The following is a 21,666-nucleotide window of genomic DNA, read 5'->3' as shown; positions in this document are numbered from 1 at the left end:
TTCGAATATATTACTTAATTTTACGCCATTCTTAATAACTAAATATAGTATAATAAATAGAGTGCGTATTTAAATATAATATTTTTTATTTTATTGTCTGTATGATACCATTGAAAATCAATAACAGTATATATTAATAACTTAAAGACAAGGCCTATGATATCAAAATGAAATTAACCTTTAGCTTTTATGCCTGTAGCCTTACAGGCGACAAATGGTCTGGAATGACTTAAATCTATTAATCTTTAACTTTTACAAACTAATACATGGATTTACAACAAAACAAATGTTGTGGCATCCTTATCAAAAGATATGAGATGACGCCACGAATGATTATGTTAGCCTGCGGATTGTTATTTAGCCTGACTACAGGAATGAATGCCGCAAATGATAATTCTCAATTGTTAACTGCTCACCGAACAGAAAAAGCAGTGATAGACCAGGCCGGACATACAATAACGGTTACGGTCTCCGATGATATGGGCACGGTGATTGGAGCAAACGTTATTATAAAAGGAACTACTAATGGTAATATTACCGATATGGATGGTAAAGTTACTTTACAGGACGTTCCTAAAAATGCCGTTTTAGTTATTTCTTATATCGGATATACAACACAGGAAGTTCCTGTAAATAACCATACTGCAATTCATGTTAAGTTGGTGGAAGACTCCCAAGCTTTGGATGAAGTTGTGGTAATCGGCTATGGTTCACTTGACAAAAAACAAGTAACCAGCGCTGTAACATCTATATCTTCCAAAGATTTAATGGCCGGAGTAAGTGGTTCTGATATTTCTACTGCTCTGCAAGGAAAAGTCGGAGGACTGGTTATGATTAATAAAGGAAGTGCCAATGGAGAAACTATTTTCCAGTTACGTGGTATGACCTCAATAAATGCAGGTAAAGCCCCATTGGTTGTAATCGATGGTTTCCCTGGTGGAGATATTCGTTCGGTAAATCAGGATGATATCAAATCTATCGATGTTTTGAAAGACGGTTCGGCAGGAGCCATTTATGGTACACGTGCGGCTTCAGGGGTAATTTTGATTACGACAAAGAGTGGTTCCGATACAAATGGCAAGGTTAAGATGACGTATAGTACGGAATTATCTAAAAAACAGGATTACGGAAGGCTGAAAATGCTTTCCGGACGTGAATATGTAGAACATAAAATAGGTACCGATTATGGGAATGATACCGATTGGTGGGATGAAATGATTAATCATGACAATTTCTCACACAAACATCATATTGCCCTTGAGGCCGGTACGGAGAAAGCACAGATTTATTCTTCTTTCTTTTATGAAAAAAATGATGGTATCGCTATTATGGATTCCCGTAAAGACTTTGGAGGTCGTGTGAATGCGAACTTCAAGCTTTTTGACGATTGGTTGGAAATTCGTACGAATACAGATTATCGTCAGGCAAATCGTATAAACCACTATCCGAATTTCCAACAGGCATTGCGAAATAATCCGACACGTTCACCGTATAATCCGGATAGTGAAACCGGTTATAACGTCTGGTTAAACGAATCACTGGACTATAATGTGGTTGCCGATTCTAAGCTGAGTGATAATAATGGAGTGGATAAATGGTTTAAACCGGAAGTAACGTTAAAACTGAATGTGAAAGCAGTTCCCGGCTTGTCTGTACAACAGATGTTCGGATATGAAAACCGTCAATGGGAACAACATCAGTATCGCTCAAGATACCATCGGGAAGAATTGAATAACTCCCGTAAAGGTTGGGCTAAACTCTCATTTGACAAGACCGAAAACCTTACCTCCGAAGGGTTTGCCACATATATCAAAGATTTCAGAGGTGGTCATAACCTGAATGCAGTAGGCGGTTATTCCTATTTTGAAAAGAATGGAGAGAAATTCAGTGCGGAAAATGCAAACTTTGCCGTTGATGGTGTTAAGTACTGGGATTTGGAAAAAGGTTCCTATTTGAGTGATGGCAAAGCTAAAATGACTTCCAATAAAAGCATCACGGAACGTTTGTTTTCTGTTTTTGCTCGTGTGAACTATGCTTATCAGGATAAATATATGTTGGCGGCATCTATTCGCCATGAAGGTTCTTCCAAGTTTGCGGCAGACCATCGGTGGGCTAATTTCTGGTCTGTATCTGCCGGATGGCGTGTTTCAAATGAAAAATTCATGAAAGACCTGGACTGGTTAAGCGATTTGAAATTACGTTTCGGCTATGGAGTGACGGGCAATAATGACTTTGGAGCCGATTATATGGCAAATATGTTATCATCCGACCAGTACTGGATGTTGCCGAATGGTGAATGGGCTTACTCTTACGGTAAAGGACAAAATGTGAACCGCAATTTGGGTTGGGAAGAAAAGAAAGAATGGAACGTTGGTTTGGACTATTCCTTCTTCAATAATCGTCTGTATGGTAAGTTCGACTATTATCGCAGGAAGATTGATAACCTCATTTATAAGGTGAAAGTGCCTCAGCCTCCATTCACAAATGGAGACCAATGGCAGAATATAGGTAGTATGGAAAGTAAAGGATGGGAATTTGAAGTTGGCGGTGATATTATCCGTAATAAAGATTTCACCTGGACATCCAGTTTGAACCTGAGCCATAACGATGGGAAAATCCTTACTTTATGGGGCAACAATACCTATTATAATGGAAACGGTTTCCCTGCACCCGGTTCTCCCGGTGATGCAGCCCGCATGGAAGAAGGTTCCACTATCGGTTCTTTTTATCTCTGGAAATTCGCGGGTTTTACAGAAGACGGGCAATTTCAGTTATATAATAAAAACGGTGAGGTAATCAACGCTAAAGATAAAACGGAAAATGACAAACAGTATATGGGTAACTATGTTCCTAAAGTGATTCTTGCCTGGAACCATACCCTTTCTTATAAAGACTGGGATTTGGGAGTTAATATGAGAAGTTGGATTAAGTTTGACGTTTACAATGCAGTGAATATGTATTTCGGTATCCAGGGAATCGACAACTGTAACGTATTGAAGGATGCTTATGGTAAATTCAACCATATCCGCGGCGAAAAACAGATTTGCGATTATTATTTGGAAGACGGAACATTCCTGAAGATTGATGCCATCACTTTAGGATATACTTTGCCATTGAAGAAGTATACGAAGTTTGTAGATCGTCTCCGTGTGTACGGAACAGTAGGTAATGTATGTACTATTACCGGTTATAGCGGAACGAATCCGGAAGTAAATATCTCCGGATGGGACCAAGGCACCGATACTTTCTGGACAGATAGTAATGACAAACATAAAGGGATCTATCCACAGGTCCGTACTTATACCTTAGGTCTTCAGGTAACATTCTAAAAACAGATTAAGAAAATGGAAAACAATAAAATATTCAAATTGATAGTATCGGGTGCCATGTGTTTAGTGATGGGAACATCCTGTAACATAGACCCTACTTTTTATTCGCAAGTTGTTCCGGAAACATTCTATACTTCACAGGATGCAGTATGGGAACGCTTTAACCGCCCTTTTACTCACTGGCGATGGTATGTAGGACATGATGCTCCACGCTGGATGATGCAGGAGTTGGGAACTGATGAATTTTGCTTGCCGACACGTGGTAGCGACTGGTATAACGGAGGAGTATACCAAAAGTTCCATCATCATGAGTATACGGAAGATATGACTATGGTGGAAACGGGTTGGACGAATTTTTCTATGGGAATTGCACTGGCATGGGATGCTATGGAAGACCTGTCGGAAGTAGATTTTGATAAATTGGGCTTCGAAAAAGGTGTACGTGAATCTATGATGCATCAACAAAAAACATTAGTCGCTTCTTTTTATTTGGACGGATTAGACTTTTTTGGAGGTGTCCCTTTGTATACAACGACACAAAGTGCAGTGAAAGGACGTTCCACTGCACAGGAAACATTTAATTTTATCGATTCCCTGTTGACACAGGCTATTCCTTATTTACCATTGAAAGAACAGATGGGAGCGATGGAAAACGGCAGTATTCATCGTGCAACAGGAGCAGCTTTGCTTGCTCGGCTATACTTTAATGCCAAACCGTATATCGGAAAAGAAAGGTATGCGGAGGCAGCCCGGATTTGCGAAGATATTATCAATGGCAAGTATGGTGCCTATAAACTGGATACGGATTGGACTAATATCTTTGGTTTTGACAATGAGACTTGTCCGGAGATTATTTGGTCTGTTCCCAGCCAGAATGCAAAGTTGGAAACAGATGGCATGTACTGGTCGTATATGGTTCCTTACAACTTCAAAAATTATTTGGGAGGTTTGAAGGATTCCGGTTCTAATAATGGTTGCTGTCTGATACCGAGCCGTGATCCGGAAGGTAACCTGTACCAGTTTAATGTGGGTAATCCATATGAAACCTTCAATGCTGCTGATGTACGTAAGCAATTGTATGTGTATACAGGCAATGGCAAATACCGGGGTATGTTTATTGTTGGCGAACTTCGTAACCCTCTGCATCCGGATTGGGTATGTAAAGGCGACCGTGAATATAAAGACCAGATTATTTTCGAACGTGACCAGATTGCTTATTTTTCTAAAGTAGGCACAGAATACGCTTCTGCATCCGAACTCCCTTCCAACATAGGCACTGCTGAGGAAAATTCGGGAGTCCGCGTTACTAAACGTAGTCCCCGTCCTAACCAAGATGAATTTAACCGGATGTTCGACCCGGACGTTCCTATTATCCGTCTTGCTGAAATCTATTATATGCTTGCCGAATGTAAAATGCGTGCAGGAGATAATCAAGGTGCCGCTGACCTTATTAACGAAGTGCGTAAACGTTATTTCGAAAATGGGAATGATCCGGATCCTGTAACGGCAGCTAATCTGGATAAATACCGTATGTTGAAGGAGTGGATGCAGGAATTCCTTGCCGAAGGACGTCGCCGTACGGATTTGATTCGTTGGGATGCCTATGTTACAGAAAACTGGTGGGATCATAAGGCAACTAATAATGCAAACTTTAATCGTTTCCCTATACATTATAGTATAATTGGCGCTAATAATTTGTTGGAGCAGAATCCAGGATATGGAAATAAGAAATAATATATAAATAATAGTTTCAAAGGGGAATGTGTCAAAACGATTTTAATACATCCTTTCAGACACGGATTTACGGATTGCACGACCTGGAAGTCTGAGTCGTACGACTCGGAAGTTTGAGTTGCTCAACTTGGAAGTCTGAGTTGCTCAACTTGGAAATCTGAGTTGTACGGCTTGGAAATCTGAGTTTAGGACATGTCAAAAGTATAGGACTGCTTACATAATGATAAAATCGTTTTGGCACATCTCCTTTGAAATTTTTTGAAACTATCCGGTAATTTTGTTTATTCTCTTAATCCTTGTAGATAAAAAATGCCTGAAAATCAATTTTGAATAGATAAATCTTATCTCTCGATAGATAATACTTATTTGATTCATCGACCCGTATTCGTAAAAATATCTAAATTTGTGTCCAAATAAATCTAAATAAACCAATATTTATGCTTAACACTATTAGTAAAAAGGCGGTTTTACCTATTGGTCTGCTTACGTTGGCTTTTGTTATGCCTTCTTGTTCTTCCGAATACAAGAAGTATGCGGATAATCCAGCAAAGCAGGTTGCATCTATTATCCGTGAAAACGGATGTTTGGAATGCCATTCTGCAACGGCAGCAGGTCCGTTCTATGCCAAATTCCCTGTAATAGGTCCGGTTGTAAAGGCCGATATGTTGGAGGGGACTCGTTATCTGGATCTTACAGATATGGTGAATGCTCTTGAAAATGGTCAGCCTGTATCTGAAGTTGATATGGCAAAAGTGGAAAATACGGCTCTTAGTGGCAGTATGCCTCCGGCTAAATTTACAGCAATCCACTGGGGAACCAGTTTGAACAGTGATGAAAAAGCGACTATCATTGCATGGGCAAAAGATGTGCGTAAGAACCGGTTTACTACTCCGACTGTTGATGCAGAGTTTGAAAACGAACCTTTGCAACCACTAATGGCTTCTTTGCCTACAGATCCGGCTAAAGTTGCTTTAGGTTTTGATTTGTATCACGACACACGCCTTTCTTTTGATAATACAATTTCCTGTGCCACTTGCCACGGTTTGAATACCGGTGGGGTAGACCGTAAACAGTACTCAGAAGGAATAAATGGCCAGTTTGGTGGTGTGAACGCTCCGACTGTTTATAATGCTGCCTTGAACTTTATGCAGTTTTGGGATGGACGTGCCGCCGATTTAAAAGAACAGGCAGCCGGTCCTCCATTGAATCCGGTGGAAATGGGCAGCCATTCATTTGATGAAATATCTGCTAAACTGGCGGAAGATAAAGAATTGAGTAAACGTTTCCTTGAAGTTTATCCGGAAGGTTTCAATCAATCTACCATTACAGATGCGATTGCCGAATTTGAAAAAACATTGCTTACGCCGAGCCGTTTTGATAAATATCTGATGGGTGATAAGGGGGCTCTTACCGCTGAGGAATTGGAAGGCTATCAATTATTCAAAGATAATAAATGCGCCACTTGCCACACTGGTGTGAATATCGGTGGACAGTCATTTGAATATATGGGTATAAAGATGAGTTATTTCGATTATCGCGGAACCGGTCTGACTGACGGCGATAAGGGACGTTTTGCTTTTACAAACAATGAACAGGATTTGCATAAGTTCAAAACTCCGACATTACGTAACGTAATGATTACACCTCCGTATATGCACGATGGTTCTGTCGCTTCTGTTGAAGATGCCATTCGAATCATGCACCAGTTCCAGATAGGTAAGAACATTTCAGATGTGGAAACTGCTAAGATTGTATCTTTCTTAAATACATTGACAGGCGAATACAAGGGCCAGTTATTACAATAAAAAATAAAACGTTATATTTGTAGAGTAAATCAAATATAACGTGTATGCCCTTCCGCTTGGTACATATCTTTTTAATTCTATTTGCTATTCAAAGCACAGAAAAGATGTGGAGCCAGGAGGAAGGGCTTGCTTCTTATTACCATAACCGTTTCCATGGCAGGAAATCTTCCAGCGGACGTATTCACGACCAGGATGAATTGGTTGCAGCCCATCGTACGCTCCCTTTCGGAACTTTTTTGAGGGTGACTAATCTTTCCAATATGAAGACCGTGATAGTCTGCGTTACAGATCGTGGCCCTCGCCGGAGAGGACGCATTATTGATGTCTCGAGCAGGGCTGCCGAAATTCTCGATTTCAAGAAAAAAGGAATTACGCGCGTCAGGATAGAAGTTGTACCCGGTAAATTCGATTTACGTGTACTGGACTTGGTGTATCCTAAAATGCTTTTCTTGGATACGCGGCATTTGCAGCCTGTTCCTGCTTATGAGTTGCGTATAAAGAAATGATTATTTTAATTTCGCATCCAGAACTGTACCATCCCAATTGATTGCGGGAGGATATTCTTCCCAACCGTTTTCCGGGATAATGGATACCCAGGAAGGAACTTCACATTTTACAACCTCACTCCAGTTCGGATTTTTTACTGAATATTTGATAAGTAAACGAGTCGGTTTGTAGACTGGATATTTAACTTTTACAGTAGATGCAATTGTAGGATACTGTTTACCATTTACCTCAAAATAGAATAAACTTTTTGCAGTCGGTGAATTGTTTGTATACTTACAAGTAGCAACAGTATATCTACATTCCCCATTTATCAGGTACTTTCTCTTCTCTGAATAGAACCAGATAAACAGGCAACAAATAAAGCCTAAAAAAGCAAACAAGCTCACCTTTCTTATTTTTTTTCTCGTACTCATTGGTTTTTTAAATGTGATTAAAAGGTATAGTAATAGTTTTTTATTTCTACAAATGTAATTGTTTTGCGGATGAAAAACAAGCCTTTAATAATTAGTCGGACTCTTTTCTAATTATTTTTTAATACCAGCTAAGAGCATTCTAACCGGATATACACGGCTGGCAGAAGCATGGCTTGTATTTTTGTCTGCAAAAATTGATAAACAAATGTACAAACGTATTTTCTTGCTATTTTTTGTGTTTTGCTCTTTGAACGCCAATGCACAGATTCAGGTTGTCAAACTTTCGTTGCAGGATGCAGTGGAGCGGTTTTCGACTTGTAACCTTCATCTTATTGCCGAACGTTATAATATAGATATGGCTGAGGCACAGGTTATACAGGCAAAACTATTTGAAAATCCGGTGCTCACATTGGAGCAAAACGTTTACAATCGAAACAACGGGAAATATTTCGACGTAGGTCCGGAAGGGGAAGCTGTTGTTGGCATAGAGCAACTTATCTATATCGCCGGTCAGCGGAATAATCGGATAAAGCTGGAGAAGATAAACAAGGAAATGGCAACATACCAGTTTGAAGAGGTATTGCGGACACTCCGGAATGAGTTAAAAACGAAGTTTATCGATTTGTATTATTCCCGGAAATCCCTTATTGTTTATGATAAGGAAATCAGCTATATAAAGAAATTGTTGGAAGTATATAAAGATCAGAATGAGAAAGGGAATATTTCTTTACTGGAGAAATCCCGTATCGAGGCTCTTTTACTTTCACTCTCTCAGGAAAGGAATACTGCCGATAATGAAATTGTAGCTTTGCAAGGTGATTTAAAATTATTATTAGGTTTATCCAATGATGAGTCTTTTGAACCGTTACTTGATGAGAATGTGTTAGGCAAAATAGATACCCGGGTGGTATCTTTTGCCGAGTTGAATGACCGGATGTCGGTTCGCCCTGATATGAAATTGATACAGGCCGGCATCCGGGCTTCGCAAGCAGATGTCAAACTTCAGAAGTCTCTGGCTTTCCCGGAAGTCAGCGTGACTGGAAGTTTCGACAGAGCTGGTAATTTTTGTAATAAATATTTTGCAATAGGGGTAAATGTTTCCATTCCAATCTTTAACCGGAACCAAGGAAATATTAAGGCTGCCCGCTTATCTGTTTTACAAAACAGCAACAGGGAGTTATATGCCCGGCAGCAGGCAGAGAATGAACTCTTTACTGCATATACCCGATTGGAAAAAGCTCTAACTCTTTATCATTCTTCAAATGATGAATTAGAAAAGAACTTCACGATAATTATAGAAGGGGTAAACAGCAGTTTCCAAAAGCGGAATATCAGCCTGTTGGAATTTGTGGATTATTATCAGAGTTACAAAGAAACTTGCCTTCAATTATATGAAACCCGGAAAAATGTATTGATGGCAGTAGAAAGTATAAATACAGTGACCGGAAGCGATGTTTTCAAATATTAATCTTAATCGGAATAGAATTGTTTAAAATGAATGAAATGACAAATAAGAACCTGCTGATATTTCTTTTACTTTTCCCTTTATTGTGTGGTTGTGGAAAACAAACGGTAAAACAGGAAAGTGTACAACAAATATTATTAACCGATAGCCTGAAACAAATTGTATCTATTGATACAGTACAGGAAGTGATTCCGAATAACGAATTGTTATTGAATGGAAGGGTAACCTTTGATGCCGAACGTGTGGCCCATGTGTATCCCATATTCGGAGGAACTATAACCGAAGTAAATGTCGAAACCGGAGATTTTATTAAAAAAGGAGATGTTTTGGCTGTAATACGTAGTAGTGAAGTCGCTGATTTTGAGAAACAGGAGAAAGAAGCGGAACAACAGGTGTTACTTGCAAAACGTAATTTGGGTGCAGTTCGTGACATGTTCCGCAGTGGTATGGCATCGGACCGTGATGTGCTTCAGGCAGAACAGGAAGCTGCAAATGCTTTTGCCGAACAAAAAAGAATTAAGGAGGTTTATTCCATTAATCATATTACCGGAAACTCTACTTATGAAGTGAAGTCTCCGGTTTCCGGTTTTGTTATCAATAAGAACATCAGCAAAAATATGCAGATACGTTCGGATCGTGATGATGAAATGTTTACAGTTTCCGGTCTCGGTGACGTATGGGTAATGGCGGATGTATACGAAGGTGATATTAGCAAAGTGAAGGAAGGGGCGGATGTTCGTATCACTACATTGGCATATGGTAAAGGTAAAGAGTTTACCGGACAGATAGATAAGGTATACAACATCTTGGATGACGAGAGTAAAACAATGAAAGTACGCGTTCGCTTGAATAATAAAGATTACTTATTGAAACCGGGTATGTTTACTAACGTGTATGTACAATGCCGAATTGAAGGGGAAGTCGTTCCGCGTATTCCGGCACGTGCCGTTATTTTTGATGATGGCAAACAATATGTAATTCTTGTGGGAGATGGAGAAGTCTTGCAAATACGACAAGTTGCCGTATTGCGGCAGACAGATAAATGCTGCTTCCTGAAATCCGGTCTGAAAGCAGGCGACAGGGTTATTCACGAGAATGCAATCTTATTGTATAATGCCCTTAAATAAATCTGAAAATGCATTCCTTTATAGATAATATTATAGCGTTCTCTTTAAAGAACAAGTTTTTTATTTTTTTCCTGACTACAATAGCTATTATAGCCGGTACCGTCAGCTTTATACATACGCCGGTTGATGCCTTTCCGGACGTAACGAATACAAAAGTGACGATTATTACCCAATGGCCCGGACGCAGTGCGGAAGAGATAGAAAAATTTATTACCATACCGATTGAAATAGCAATGAATCCGGTACAGAAGAAAACGGATATCCGTAGTACTACTTTATTCGGACTTTCGGTAATAAATGTGATGTTTGATGATCATGTAGACGACTTTTATGCCCGCCAGCAAGTCTATAATCTGTTGAATGATGCTGACCTGCCGGAAGGTGTTACTCCCGAAGTGCAACCACTATATGGGCCGACCGGAGAAATATTCCGTTATACTCTGCGTAGCGGCAAGCGGTCTGTAAGGGAATTGAAGACCTATCAGGATTGGGTTATAGAACGTAAATTAAGGGCTGTACCCGGAGTGGCGGATATTGTCAGTTTCGGAGGTGAGGTCAAAACTTTTGAAGTAAGTGTAAATCCGAATCAGCTGATAAATTACGGCGTTACATCTTTGGAATTGTTTGATGCCATATCCAAAAGTAATATTAATGTAGGTGGCGATGTGATAACGAAGAGTTCGCAGGCATATGTGGTACGTGGTATCGGTTTGATTAATGATATCAAGGAAATAGAAAATATAGTGGTCAAGAATATCAATGGCACACCTATCTTAGTGAAGAATCTGGCTGATGTCCATGAATCCTGCCTGCCCCGGCTTGGACAGGTCGGACGTATGGAAGAGGATGATGTTGTACAAGGCATCGTTGTTATGCGTAAGGGAGAAAATCCCAGTGAGGTTATCGCTGCTCTGAAAGATAAAATAGCCGATATACAGGAACATTCTCTTCCGGAAGATGTGCAGATTGTCCCATTCTATGACAGGGAAGATTTAGTTGACCTTGCTGTACATACGGTAACCCATAATTTGGTAGAAGGTATATTATTGGTAACGTTCATTGTGTTGGTCTTTATGGCGGATTGGCGTACAACGGTGATAGTGTCTATCATTATCCCGTTGGCGCTACTCTTCGCCTTTATTTGTTTGCGGGCAATGGGGATGAGCGCCAATCTGCTATCGATGGGAGCAATAGACTTCGGTATTATTATCGACGGTGCGGTGGTGATGGTGGAAGGTTTGTTTGTCGCTCTCGATAAAAAGGCACGTGAAGTAGGGATGCCGGCTTTTAATGTAATGAGTAAAATGGGAATCATACGGCATACGGCAAAAGACCGTGCTCGTGCAGTGTTTTTCTCAAAACTGATTATCATTACGGCACTGGTTCCTATATTCTCTTTTCAAAAAGTGGAAGGAAAAATGTTTAGTCCGCTTGCTTATACTTTGGGGTTTGCTTTATTGGGTGCTTTAATATTTACGCTTACATTGGTCCCTGTTCTGTCATCGATGTTGTTGAGAAAAAATGTAAGGGAAAAACATAATCCGTTCCTCACCTTGGTAAACCGGATGACCGCATCTATTTTCGACCGTTGTCATACCCATAAAAAATTAATAATCGGTGTTACAACGTTACTTGCAGCCGGAGGGCTTTGGGGATTTACGTTACTGGGTACAGAATTTCTTCCTCAGTTGAATGAAGGTTCTATTTATGTCCGTGCCACACTGCCTCAAAGTATTTCGTTAGAAGAATCTGTAAAGTTGGCGAACCGTATGCGCCGGGAACTGGCATCTTATCCGGAAGTAAAGAAAGTGCTTTCACAGACAGGACGTCCGAATGATGGAACAGATGCCACAGGTTTCTATAATATAGAATTTCATGTAGACATCTATCCTGAAAAAGAATGGGCTAGCAAAATGACAAAAGCAGAATTGGTAGAAAGTATGGAGAAGCGGTTGGATATCTATCCCGGAGTCGATTTTAATTTCTCCCAGCCGATCAGTGATAATGTGGAAGAAGCAGCCAGTGGGGTAAAAGGTTCTATTGCCGTGAAAGTATTCGGGAAAGATTTATATGAATCCGAAAAGAAAGCGGTTGAGATTTTTAATGTGTTACAAACGGTAGAAGGTATACAGGATTTAGGGGTTATCCGTAATATCGGGCAACCGGAGCTTCGTATTGAACTGAGTGAATCCCGCTTGGCACGTTATGGTGTGGCAAAAGAGGATGTTCAGTCTATTATCGAAATGGCAATCGGTGGAAAAAGTGCCTCTCTTCTTTATGAAGATGAACGAAAGTTTAATATTATGGTCCGTTACGAATCCTCTTTCCGCCGGAGTGAAGATGAAATAGGTAAAATTCTGGTACCAGCCCGTGATGGAACAATGGTTCCGATTAAAGAACTTGCCGATATCCGTACGATTACCGGACCATTGATTATTTACCGTGATAATCATGCCCGTTTTTGTGCTGTGAAGTTTTCAGTACGTGGACGAGATATGGGTACAGCTGTAGCTGAAGCGCAAGCAAAAGTAAATAAACAAGTAAACTTACCTTCCGGATATACTTTGAAATGGACCGGTGATTTTGAAAACCAGCAACGGGCTTCTAAGCGTTTGGCACAGGTTGTTCCTGTCAGTATTGCTATTATTTTCATTATTTTGTTTGTGTTGTTTGGAAATGCGCGTGATGCCGGACTGGTCTTGTTGAATGTTCCTTATGCCGCAGTAGGAGGGATACTGGCATTACTGATAACCCGTTTTAATTTCTCTATTTCTGCGGGAATCGGATTTATCGCTCTTTTCGGTATTTGCATACAGAACGGAGTGATTATGATTTCGGATATTAAGAGCAATCTGAAACATAATTATCCGTTGGATGACTCCGTGAAGATGAGTGTCAAATCCAGAGTACGTTCAGTATTAATGACAGCCTCAATGGCGGTAATAGGCTTGATGCCGGCTGCTTTGAGCCATGGTATCGGTTCGGAAAGCCAGCGTCCGCTTGCTATCGTCATTATTGGAGGACTAATAGGTGCAACGTTCTTTACCCTTTTTGTATTCCCGTTAATTGTAGAGGTTTTTTACCGTCGTATGTTATTTGATAAAGAAGGAAAATTACTACAACGGCGGTTATAAAAATCAGTATATTTGCATAGCATAGCAGAAGTTTAAAATATGGCAAAAATATTATTGGTAGAAGATGAAGTGAATATTGCCTCATTCATTGAACGGGGATTGAAAGAATTCGGACATGAGGTTCGGGTTGCCTATGATGGTGAAGCTGCGTGGAATCTTATACAGGCAGAGGATTTCCAGTTCTTGATTCTGGATATAATTATGCCTAAAATGAATGGTTTGCAACTTTGTCGCCAATACCGCCAATCGTATGGGTATCAATCGCTGGTTGTTATGCTTACTGCTTTAGGGACAACGGACGATATTGTAAACGGCCTGGATGCCGGAGCAGATGATTATTTAGTAAAGCCTTTTAGTTTCCAGGAACTGGAAGCACGTATCAAGGCATTGCTCCGTCGTTCGGGAATGGAGCAACCCGGAAAAGTCCTGGCATGTGGGGACCTGACTCTGGATATGGCCAGTCATCGCGCCATACGTGGAAAGGTGATGATTGATCTGACTGTCAAGGAATATCGCCTCTTGGAATATTTTATACAAAATCAGGGAATAGCATTAAGCCGTCTTACCTTGCTGAAAGATGTATGGGATAAGAATTTTGATACGAATACAAATGTGGTGGATGTGTATGTGAATTATCTTCGATCGAAAATAGATAAGGATTTTGAACAAAAGCTAATTCATACGGTAGTGGGTGTCGGCTATATGATGGAAGGATGAAAACAGGAAATAAAATAACACTCTTTTATACAACGGTTACCATTGGTATCATTACTTTGGCGGCCGTTGTCTTTTATATTGTGGCAACGGGTTATATTAATCGCCTGTATTATTCCAACCTGGCAGAAAAGGCTTATATTATTGCTCAGAAACATTGGGAAAAGGATGAGTTGGAAGCCGATGCTTATGCAATGGTGCAAAAGGATTATGAAGAAGCATTGCCGGTAACCTCCGAGATATTACTGAATGCCGACAGCATAGAGGATACACGAACAGCTTTGTCACGCTATATTACAACAGAAGAAATACAAAAACTATATGCCGGAGATATTGTGAAGTTCAGCCGAGGGAAGCAGTTAGGCGTAGCTATTTACTATCCGGATAATGAAGGAAATTTTATCGTTGTTGTTGTTTCCAATAATAGGTATGGGGGCGATATACAACAACGTATCGGATGGCTATTACTGGGATTCCTGTTGATCAGTTCCATACTTATTTATTTAACCGGTTACTTTTATGCGACCCGTATTGTTAACCGGATAGATGCAGCTTATCATAGTGAGAAATCTTTTATCAGTAATGCATCCCATGAGTTGAATAATCCATTGACCGCCATCCAGGGTGAATGTGAAATCAGTTTACTGAAGGAGCGTACACCAGCTGAATATCAGGAGGCTCTCCGGCGTATAGCATCGGAAACCAAGCGTATTATCCAGCTGATGAAGAATTTGCTTTTCCTTTCACATGGAGATAAGGAAATTTTGAAAAGTGCCCGTGAAACAGTCTTTCTGGCAGATTTCCTGTTGAAGCAATTTGTCGGCAACCGTGTTAAGTTTACAACGGATAATTTTGCTTTTTGTCTGATAGCCAATCATCACTTATTAAAGATCGCCATTGGAAATATTTTAAATAATGCCTGCAAATATTCCGGTGAAGCCCCTGTGGAAATGCGCCTTTTGGGTTCTGTCCTTGAGATTTCGGATAAAGGCATCGGTATTCCTCCCGAAGAGTTGGAACATATTTATCAACCTTTTTACCGTGCGACAAATACGCGGGAGTATTCGGGGCATGGTATTGGTCTGAGTCTTTCCGTGCGTATCCTTAGCAGTTATGGTGCCAAGGTGGATATCCAGTCTGAGGTAGGGAAGGGGACAACTGTTTTTATTGATTTTGAAGGATAGTTTATGACTTGTTCATCTTACAAATATTTAGCAAACTCAGTAGAAATATCGAATTGTTTTCTGCAATGCCGGCATTTGATACTTATGATATTGTTTTCCTCAGAAAGGAGGTTCCCAAATATCTTGACAAAGATAGTACCAGTTATGCCTTTATTGAAATTAAAGCTTTTAGAGGTTATTTCTAAGTCTTTAGACATACAGTAAGGACATTGGATTTTAGGAAGTTTTTTTTCCTGTGTGTAGTTTGGGATGTGTTCCATATAATTCACCATTGGTAAAGTTTTTATTTTGTAGTTAGTAAAAGTCGGGTATAAATAAAGGTGGATAAGCGTTATGTTTTTCGTTTATCCACCTTTGTTAGTTTTGTCTTTCGTTTGGCAAATATAAAAGTATTTTTCTGATTTATCATCTGGATTTTGAACTTTTTTAGTTAGTATAAGAACTTTTTGAAACTATAATTGGCTGATATTTAAAGCTATCTCTTGTATTTCTTGGTGTGTGTTGAAAATGTATTGTTTATCATTGCTAAGCCATAGCATTTATATGTTAAGAGACAATATCCGTATAACTATATATTATCCTGCATAAAAAAAAGGAAGGAGTAGGAAACATAAAAAAGACGCATCTTTGCAAAAAAGATTTTTCAAATTAATTTAAATACTTTAAAAGATGTTTACAGAGAAAAGAAACAGTATGCTTCACGGTGTTTTATTAATCGCATTATTCTCCTGTGCCGCCTTTTACATTGGCGAAATGGATTTTATAAAAGACCTGTCACTCAGTCCAATGATTGTAGGTATCGTTCTGGGAATGTTATATGCCAATAGTTTAAGAAATAATCTCCCAAGTACTTGGGTTCCAGGTATACAATTTAGTTCCAAGCAGCTGCTGCGTCTCGGTATTATCTTATATGGTTTTAAATTGACATTTCAAGATGTGTTGGCTGTCGGAGTACCGGCTATTTTGATTGATGCGATTATTGTAATTACTACTATTTATGGAGGCATTTTTATCGGGCGAATATTAAAAATGGACCGCGGTGTGGCTCTGCTCACCTCTGTTGGTAGTGGCATATGTGGTGCGGCAGCAATATTAGGAGCTGAGTCGGCTATTAGAATCAAACCTTATAAAACTGCGGTTGCAGTTTCAACAGTTGTAATATTTGGTACGGTTTCAATGTTTCTTTATCCGATATTATACAGAAATGGAATCTTTCTTCTTCCCCCTAATGAAATGGGAATATTTACCGGTGCGACTATACATGAGGTAGCTCATACTGTAGGAGCCGGAAATGCGATGGGGAAAGATATTTCGGATATTGCTATCATTGTAAAAATGATCCGGGTCATAATGCTGGTGCCAGTCTTGTTGATCATTAGTTTTATGGTCGCCAAAGCAGCCGGAAAAGCAGCTGCTCAAAAAGGAAATGTGAAAAATATATCTATCCCCTGGTTTGCTCTTGGTTTTTTAGGTGTTATTTGTTTTAACTCTTTTAATTTACTACCTGCAAGTTTATTGTCTTTTATTAATACACTTGATACTTTTTTACTCACAATGGCAATGACCGCTTTGGGAGCTGAAACCAGTATAGATAAATTTAAAAAAGCAGGTGTGAAGCCTTTTATACTTGCTTCTATATTATATGTATGGTTAATCGTAGGCGGATATTTCCTGGTAAAATATATAGTTCCGGTTTTAATGTAGAATAATTTTATAGAATGAATATTATGTCCGATTTTCGTTTAGAGATATTTCAATGTGTAGCAAAGCACCTGAATTTCACAAAAGCTTCAAAGGAACTACTTATCAGTCAACCTGCAGTAAGTAAAAATATCCAGGAATTGGAAAATTACTATGGAGTAAGGCTATTTGAACGCTTGGGTAGTAAGGTTGAACTAACTCAAGCAGGAGAAAAGTTCTTAGAGCTAAGCAATGAAATTTTATCGAGATACGGAAATCTGTTATTTACAATGTATCAATTAAGTGATAAGAAGATAGGCACTTTACGTATTGGTACTACAGCTACAGCCGGACAATATATTCTCCCGCCACTTCTTGCGGAGTTCCATAACAGATATCCTCATATTAATGTAACACAGGTTTCTGCCGCGAATAGTGAAGCCATTGAAAATATGACAATAAAGGGACTGATAGATATTGGAATTGTTGAAGGATATGCCCGTGAACGAAATCTGAAATATATTCCTTTTATGAAAGACAGAATAATCCCTATAACAAGTATATCCAATCATACTTTAAAAAAGGAATCTATTTCCACTGAACAAATTTACAAAATACCATTGGTCTTAAAGGAATATTCTTCAGGTACTTACCAAGCTATTAAACATGCGTTATCAAACCATAATATTGATATCTCCAAATTGAATGTGTGTGCTTGTTTGGATTCGACAGAGGGACTTAAAAACTATCTATTGCATTCGGATTGTATCGGTCTGATCTCTATGTATGCAATAAAGTATAGTTCGGATTATAATTTATTCCGTATTCTAACTCTGAAGGACATAAGGATAGAAAGGGATCTTTGTTTTATTTTGTTATCGCAAAATGAAACACAAGCTCTTTCGCGCTTATTTATAGAGCAGGTGTGTATATTGGCAAAAAACATATATGGACAAAGCAATTGTTTATGCGATGTTTGAGAACGGACACAGGAACTCTCATTCAATCCATACAAAAACAAAGGTGGATAAACGCCTGTTGTAAAGCGTGTATCCGCCTAAGTGATTGTGAATTAGTATCTAATCTTATAAAAATCTTATTCTTCTATAGCTGCCTGAGCCGCTGCGATACGTGCGATCGGAACGCGGAATGGTGAGCAGGATACGTAATTAAGGCCTACTCTGTGGCAGAATTTAACAGAGGAAGGCTCTCCGCCATGTTCTCCACAAATACCACACTTCAAATCAGGACGTACAGCACGGCCTTTTTCCGTAGCCATACGGATTAACTGGCCAACACCTTTCTGGTCCAGAACCTGGAACGGGTCTACTTTCAGAATTTTCTTTTCCAGATAGATCGGTAAGAATGAAGCGATATCGTCGCGAGAATAACCGAAAGTCATCTGTGTCAAGTCATTTGTTCCGAATGAGAAGAATTCTGCAGAAGAAGCGATACGATCTGCAGTCAAGGCTGCACGAGGGATTTCGATCATCGTACCGATTTTGAAGTCAATCTTATCACCCATTTCTTCAAACAGTTCGGCTGCAGCTTTGCGGATTACATTTTCCTGTTCCCGGAATTCATATACAATGCCGGTTAATGGAACCATGATTTCCGGTTTAGTAACGATGCCTTCTTTCTTCAATTCCAGAGCTGCTCCCAAGATAGCACGGGTTTGCATTTCTGTAATTTCAGGATAAGTATTACCCAGACGGCAACCACGGTGGCCTAACATCGGGTTATGTTCGCAAAGAGATTCTACACGTTTTTGGATTTCTTTTACGGAAACTCCCATTGCTTCAGCCATTTCTTCCTGACCCTTTAAATCGTGAGGAACGAATTCGTGCAAAGGAGGATCAAGTAGGCGAACAGTAACAGGGCAACCGTCCATCGCTTTGAAAATGCCTTTGAAGTCCTCTTTCTGGTAAGGTAAGATTTTAGCCAAAGCCTTCTTGCGCCCGTCAGCATCCTCTGCCAGAATCATTTCACGCATCGCTTTGATTTTTTCTCCTTCGAAGAACATATGTTCAGTACGGCATAATCCAATACCTACAGCTCCAAAACTACGGGCTATAGCAGCATCATGTGGGGTATCTGCATTTGTACGAACCTGCAGTTTCGTATATTTGTCAGCTAAAGTCATCAGTTCTGCAAAATCTTCAGATAATTCAGCAGCTTTTGTTTCAACTTGACCTACATAAACTTCACCGGTTGTACCGTTGATAGAAATGAAATCACCTTCTTTGAAAGTAATGCCATCGACATCCACCGTTTTCTTTTTGTAATCAATATTTAATGCGCCGGCACCAGATACACAACATTTACCCATACCACGAGCTACCACAGCAGCGTGAGAGGTCATACCACCACGAGCAGTAAGGATACCTTCGGCTACAGCCATACCTGCCAGGTCTTCCGGAGATGTTTCGATACGAACAAGCACTACTTGTTTTCCATCTGCATGCCATTTGGCAGCATCTTCGGCAAAGAATACGATTTGTCCGGTAGCTGCACCAGGAGAAGCAGGGAGACCCTTAACCCATAGTTTGGCTCTTTTTTGTGCTTGCTTATCAAATACAGGATGGAGTAACTCATCCAGTTTATTCGGTTCGATACGGTTTAAGGCGGTTTTTTCATCAATCATACCTTGGTGAAGCAGGTCAATGGCTATTTTAACCATAGCAGAGCCGGTACGTTTTCCGTTGCGTGTCTGCAAGAACCAAAGTTTACCTTCCTGTACAGTGAACTCCATATCCTGCATGTCACGGTAATGGTCTTCCAGTTTAGTTTGCAGATTGTCCAGTTGCTTGTAGATTTCCGGCATAGCTTCTTCCATAGAAGGATATTTAGCTGCACGTTCTTCTTCAGGAATACCGGCACGTTCAGCCCAGCGTTGTGAACCGATTTTTGTAATCTGCTGCGGAGTGCGGATACCAGCAACTACGTCTTCGCCCTGTGCATTAATCAAGTATTCGCCATTGAATAAATCTTCACCATTTCCTGCATCACGTGAGAAACAAACTCCGGTAGCAGAGCTATCGCCCATATTTCCGAATACCATAGCCTGTACGGAAACAGCAGTACCCCATTCATCAGGTATACCTTCCATTTTACGGTAAAGGATTGCACGTTCATTCATCCAGCTATTGAATACGGCACAAATAGCCCCCCATAATTGTTCGTAAGCGCAAGTCGGGAAATCCTGGCCGGTTTGAGCCTTGACTGCAGCTTTAAATTTGCTAACCAATGTCTTCAGGTCTTCTACATCCAGTTCGTTGTCAAGCTTAACGCCTTTAGCTTCTTTCACTTCTTCGATGATAGCTTCAAACGGATCGATATCTTCTTTGTTTGTCGGCTTCATACCTAAAACAACATCTCCGTACATCTGAACGAAACGACGATAAGAGTCCCAAGCAAAGCGGGCATTGCCTGTTTTACGTGTTAATCCTTCAACAACTTCGTCATTCAGACCAAGATTCAGGATCGTATCCATCATACCCGGCATGGAAGCACGTGCACCCGAACGAACAGAAACCAGTAAAGGATTTTCTATATCGCCGAACTTGGAGTTCATCAAAGTTTCGATGTTAACAATGGCATTTTCTACTTCAGATTTAAGCAGTTCGACTACTTTTTCTTTACCTAATTCATAATATTCGGTACAAACATCTGTCGTAATAGTGAACCCGGGAGGTACAGGTACCCCGATTAAATTCATTTCGGCAAGGTTTGCACCTTTGCCACCCAGCAGATTTTTCATATCTGCTTTACCTTCGGCTTTTCCATTTCCGAATGTGTAGACTCTTTTTCTTTCCATATTCAACAGTATTATCTATGTTTTAGATTGGTTTTTGCTATCTCTATATTGCAATGAGTGCAAATATAGACTATTTGGGGGTAGCCTCGCCATATTGTATAAAAGATTTTTATGTGTTTTACAACCATTCTTAGTCTTTATATTCAGGTAAATATATATATTTGCGTGCCGGAATTTGATAAAAATGGTCTTTTTTTATAAATCGTTTTTGCCCATAAATGTTTCCGGTTGTTGATTTTGATAGGACGGCAATACTGATTTTTGCATATAAAAAGGTCATCTATATATTTTGGATAAGAGTTAAGGAGATAGAACATAAATGCCTGATATTTCTTTTTGTATATTGATAATTATCATAGTCCTGAATTTAGTCGGAATCGTATTCAGCACGGTATTAATATCAAGAGCTCAAGATAACCGGATCAAATTGTTGTGGGGCGCGATAGTCCTGGTATGCTCTCTGAGTATGCTGGTGGATAATTTGGAATGGCTTGGTCGATTCATTCATAATTATGGATTGGGGGAGAGGAATTATTTGTTGATTTTCCCCCGTATGTTAAAATGGTATTCCTTTATTCATATATTTTCCTTAGTACCCATAATATCTCTGCGTCCGGGGTGGTTGAATCCGCTACGTTTCATTACTCTTTCTTTACCTTTTATTTTTTCAACGCTGGTTTGCCTGTGTTATATATGTTTTAATGGCAAAATTACTCCTATTTATTCATTTGAGGGTATACTGGATAATTTAGATATC

The 21,666-nt window shown here is 39.7% G+C and carries 13 protein-coding genes; 11 read left to right on the top strand and 2 right to left on the bottom strand.

Translation table 11 applies throughout. The features are described from left to right. Positions 1-317: 317 nt before the first annotated feature. From ACGE0T_RS10035 to ACGE0T_RS10020, 4 genes are all read left to right on the top strand, one after another. Positions 318-3,329, top strand: coding sequence for a SusC/RagA family TonB-linked outer membrane protein (locus tag ACGE0T_RS10035; protein ID WP_459190453.1), 3,012 nt, complete (start codon positions 318-320; stop codon positions 3,327-3,329). A 15-nt stretch (positions 3,330-3,344) separates the two neighbouring features. Further along, positions 3,345-5,063: a RagB/SusD family nutrient uptake outer membrane protein gene (locus tag ACGE0T_RS10030; RefSeq protein ID WP_459190324.1), complete on the top strand. Its 1,719-nt coding sequence runs from the start codon at positions 3,345-3,347 to the stop codon at positions 5,061-5,063. Positions 5,064-5,500: 437 nt separating this feature from the next. After that, complete coding sequence (locus ACGE0T_RS10025; protein WP_459190323.1) at positions 5,501-6,868, top strand: cytochrome c peroxidase; 1,368 nt, start codon at positions 5,501-5,503, stop codon at positions 6,866-6,868. Positions 6,869-6,912: 44 nt separating this feature from the next. Then, a complete protein-coding gene (locus ACGE0T_RS10020) occupies positions 6,913-7,374 on the top strand; it encodes a septal ring lytic transglycosylase RlpA family protein (RefSeq protein ID WP_459190322.1) in 462 nt (153 codons plus the stop codon). Here the strand turns inward: ACGE0T_RS10020 and ACGE0T_RS10015 are convergent, their stop codons facing one another. Next, a complete protein-coding gene (locus ACGE0T_RS10015; protein WP_459190321.1) occupies positions 7,375-7,788 on the bottom strand; it encodes a hypothetical protein in 414 nt (137 codons plus the stop codon). A 205-nt stretch (positions 7,789-7,993) separates the two neighbouring features. Here ACGE0T_RS10015 and ACGE0T_RS10010 point away from each other — a divergent pair, with 205 nt between their 5' ends. From ACGE0T_RS10010 to ACGE0T_RS09980, 7 genes are all read left to right on the top strand, one after another. Beyond that, positions 7,994-9,256: a TolC family protein gene (locus ACGE0T_RS10010; RefSeq protein ID WP_459190320.1), complete on the top strand. Its 1,263-nt coding sequence runs from the start codon at positions 7,994-7,996 to the stop codon at positions 9,254-9,256. Between the two features lie 35 nt (positions 9,257-9,291). Further along, complete coding sequence (locus tag ACGE0T_RS10005) at positions 9,292-10,380, top strand: efflux RND transporter periplasmic adaptor subunit (protein ID WP_459190319.1); 1,089 nt, start codon at positions 9,292-9,294, stop codon at positions 10,378-10,380. A gap of 8 nt (positions 10,381-10,388) precedes the next feature. After that, complete coding sequence (locus tag ACGE0T_RS10000) at positions 10,389-13,514, top strand: efflux RND transporter permease subunit (protein ID WP_459190318.1); 3,126 nt, start codon at positions 10,389-10,391, stop codon at positions 13,512-13,514. A gap of 39 nt (positions 13,515-13,553) precedes the next feature. Beyond that, the gene (locus ACGE0T_RS09995; RefSeq protein ID WP_459190317.1) at positions 13,554-14,231 is read left to right on the top strand and encodes a response regulator transcription factor; all 678 of its coding nucleotides are present in this window, start codon (positions 13,554-13,556) and stop codon (positions 14,229-14,231) included. After that, positions 14,228-15,412 (top strand): sensor histidine kinase, encoded by a 1,185-nt coding sequence (locus ACGE0T_RS09990; RefSeq protein WP_459190316.1) that lies wholly within the window; start codon positions 14,228-14,230, stop codon positions 15,410-15,412. The genes ACGE0T_RS09995 and ACGE0T_RS09990 overlap by 4 nt, the downstream gene beginning before the upstream one ends. Before the next feature lie 669 nt (positions 15,413-16,081). Beyond that, positions 16,082-17,116: a YeiH family protein gene (locus ACGE0T_RS09985; RefSeq protein WP_459190315.1), complete on the top strand. Its 1,035-nt coding sequence runs from the start codon at positions 16,082-16,084 to the stop codon at positions 17,114-17,116. A 14-nt stretch (positions 17,117-17,130) separates the two neighbouring features. Further along, the gene (locus ACGE0T_RS09980) at positions 17,131-18,072 is read left to right on the top strand and encodes a LysR substrate-binding domain-containing protein (RefSeq protein WP_459190314.1); all 942 of its coding nucleotides are present in this window, start codon (positions 17,131-17,133) and stop codon (positions 18,070-18,072) included. A 116-nt stretch (positions 18,073-18,188) separates the two neighbouring features. Here ACGE0T_RS09980 and ppdK read toward each other — a convergent pair whose 3' ends face one another. Beyond that, positions 18,189-20,909, bottom strand: coding sequence for a pyruvate, phosphate dikinase (gene ppdK, locus ACGE0T_RS09975; protein WP_459190313.1), 2,721 nt, complete (start codon positions 20,907-20,909; stop codon positions 18,189-18,191). Positions 20,910-21,666: the final 757 nt, after the last annotated feature.

This window comes from Parabacteroides sp. APC149_11_2_Y6 (assembly GCF_054506995.1).
Note: the sequence above shows the minus strand (reverse complement) of the source record. Positions and strands in the feature narration are given on the sequence as shown.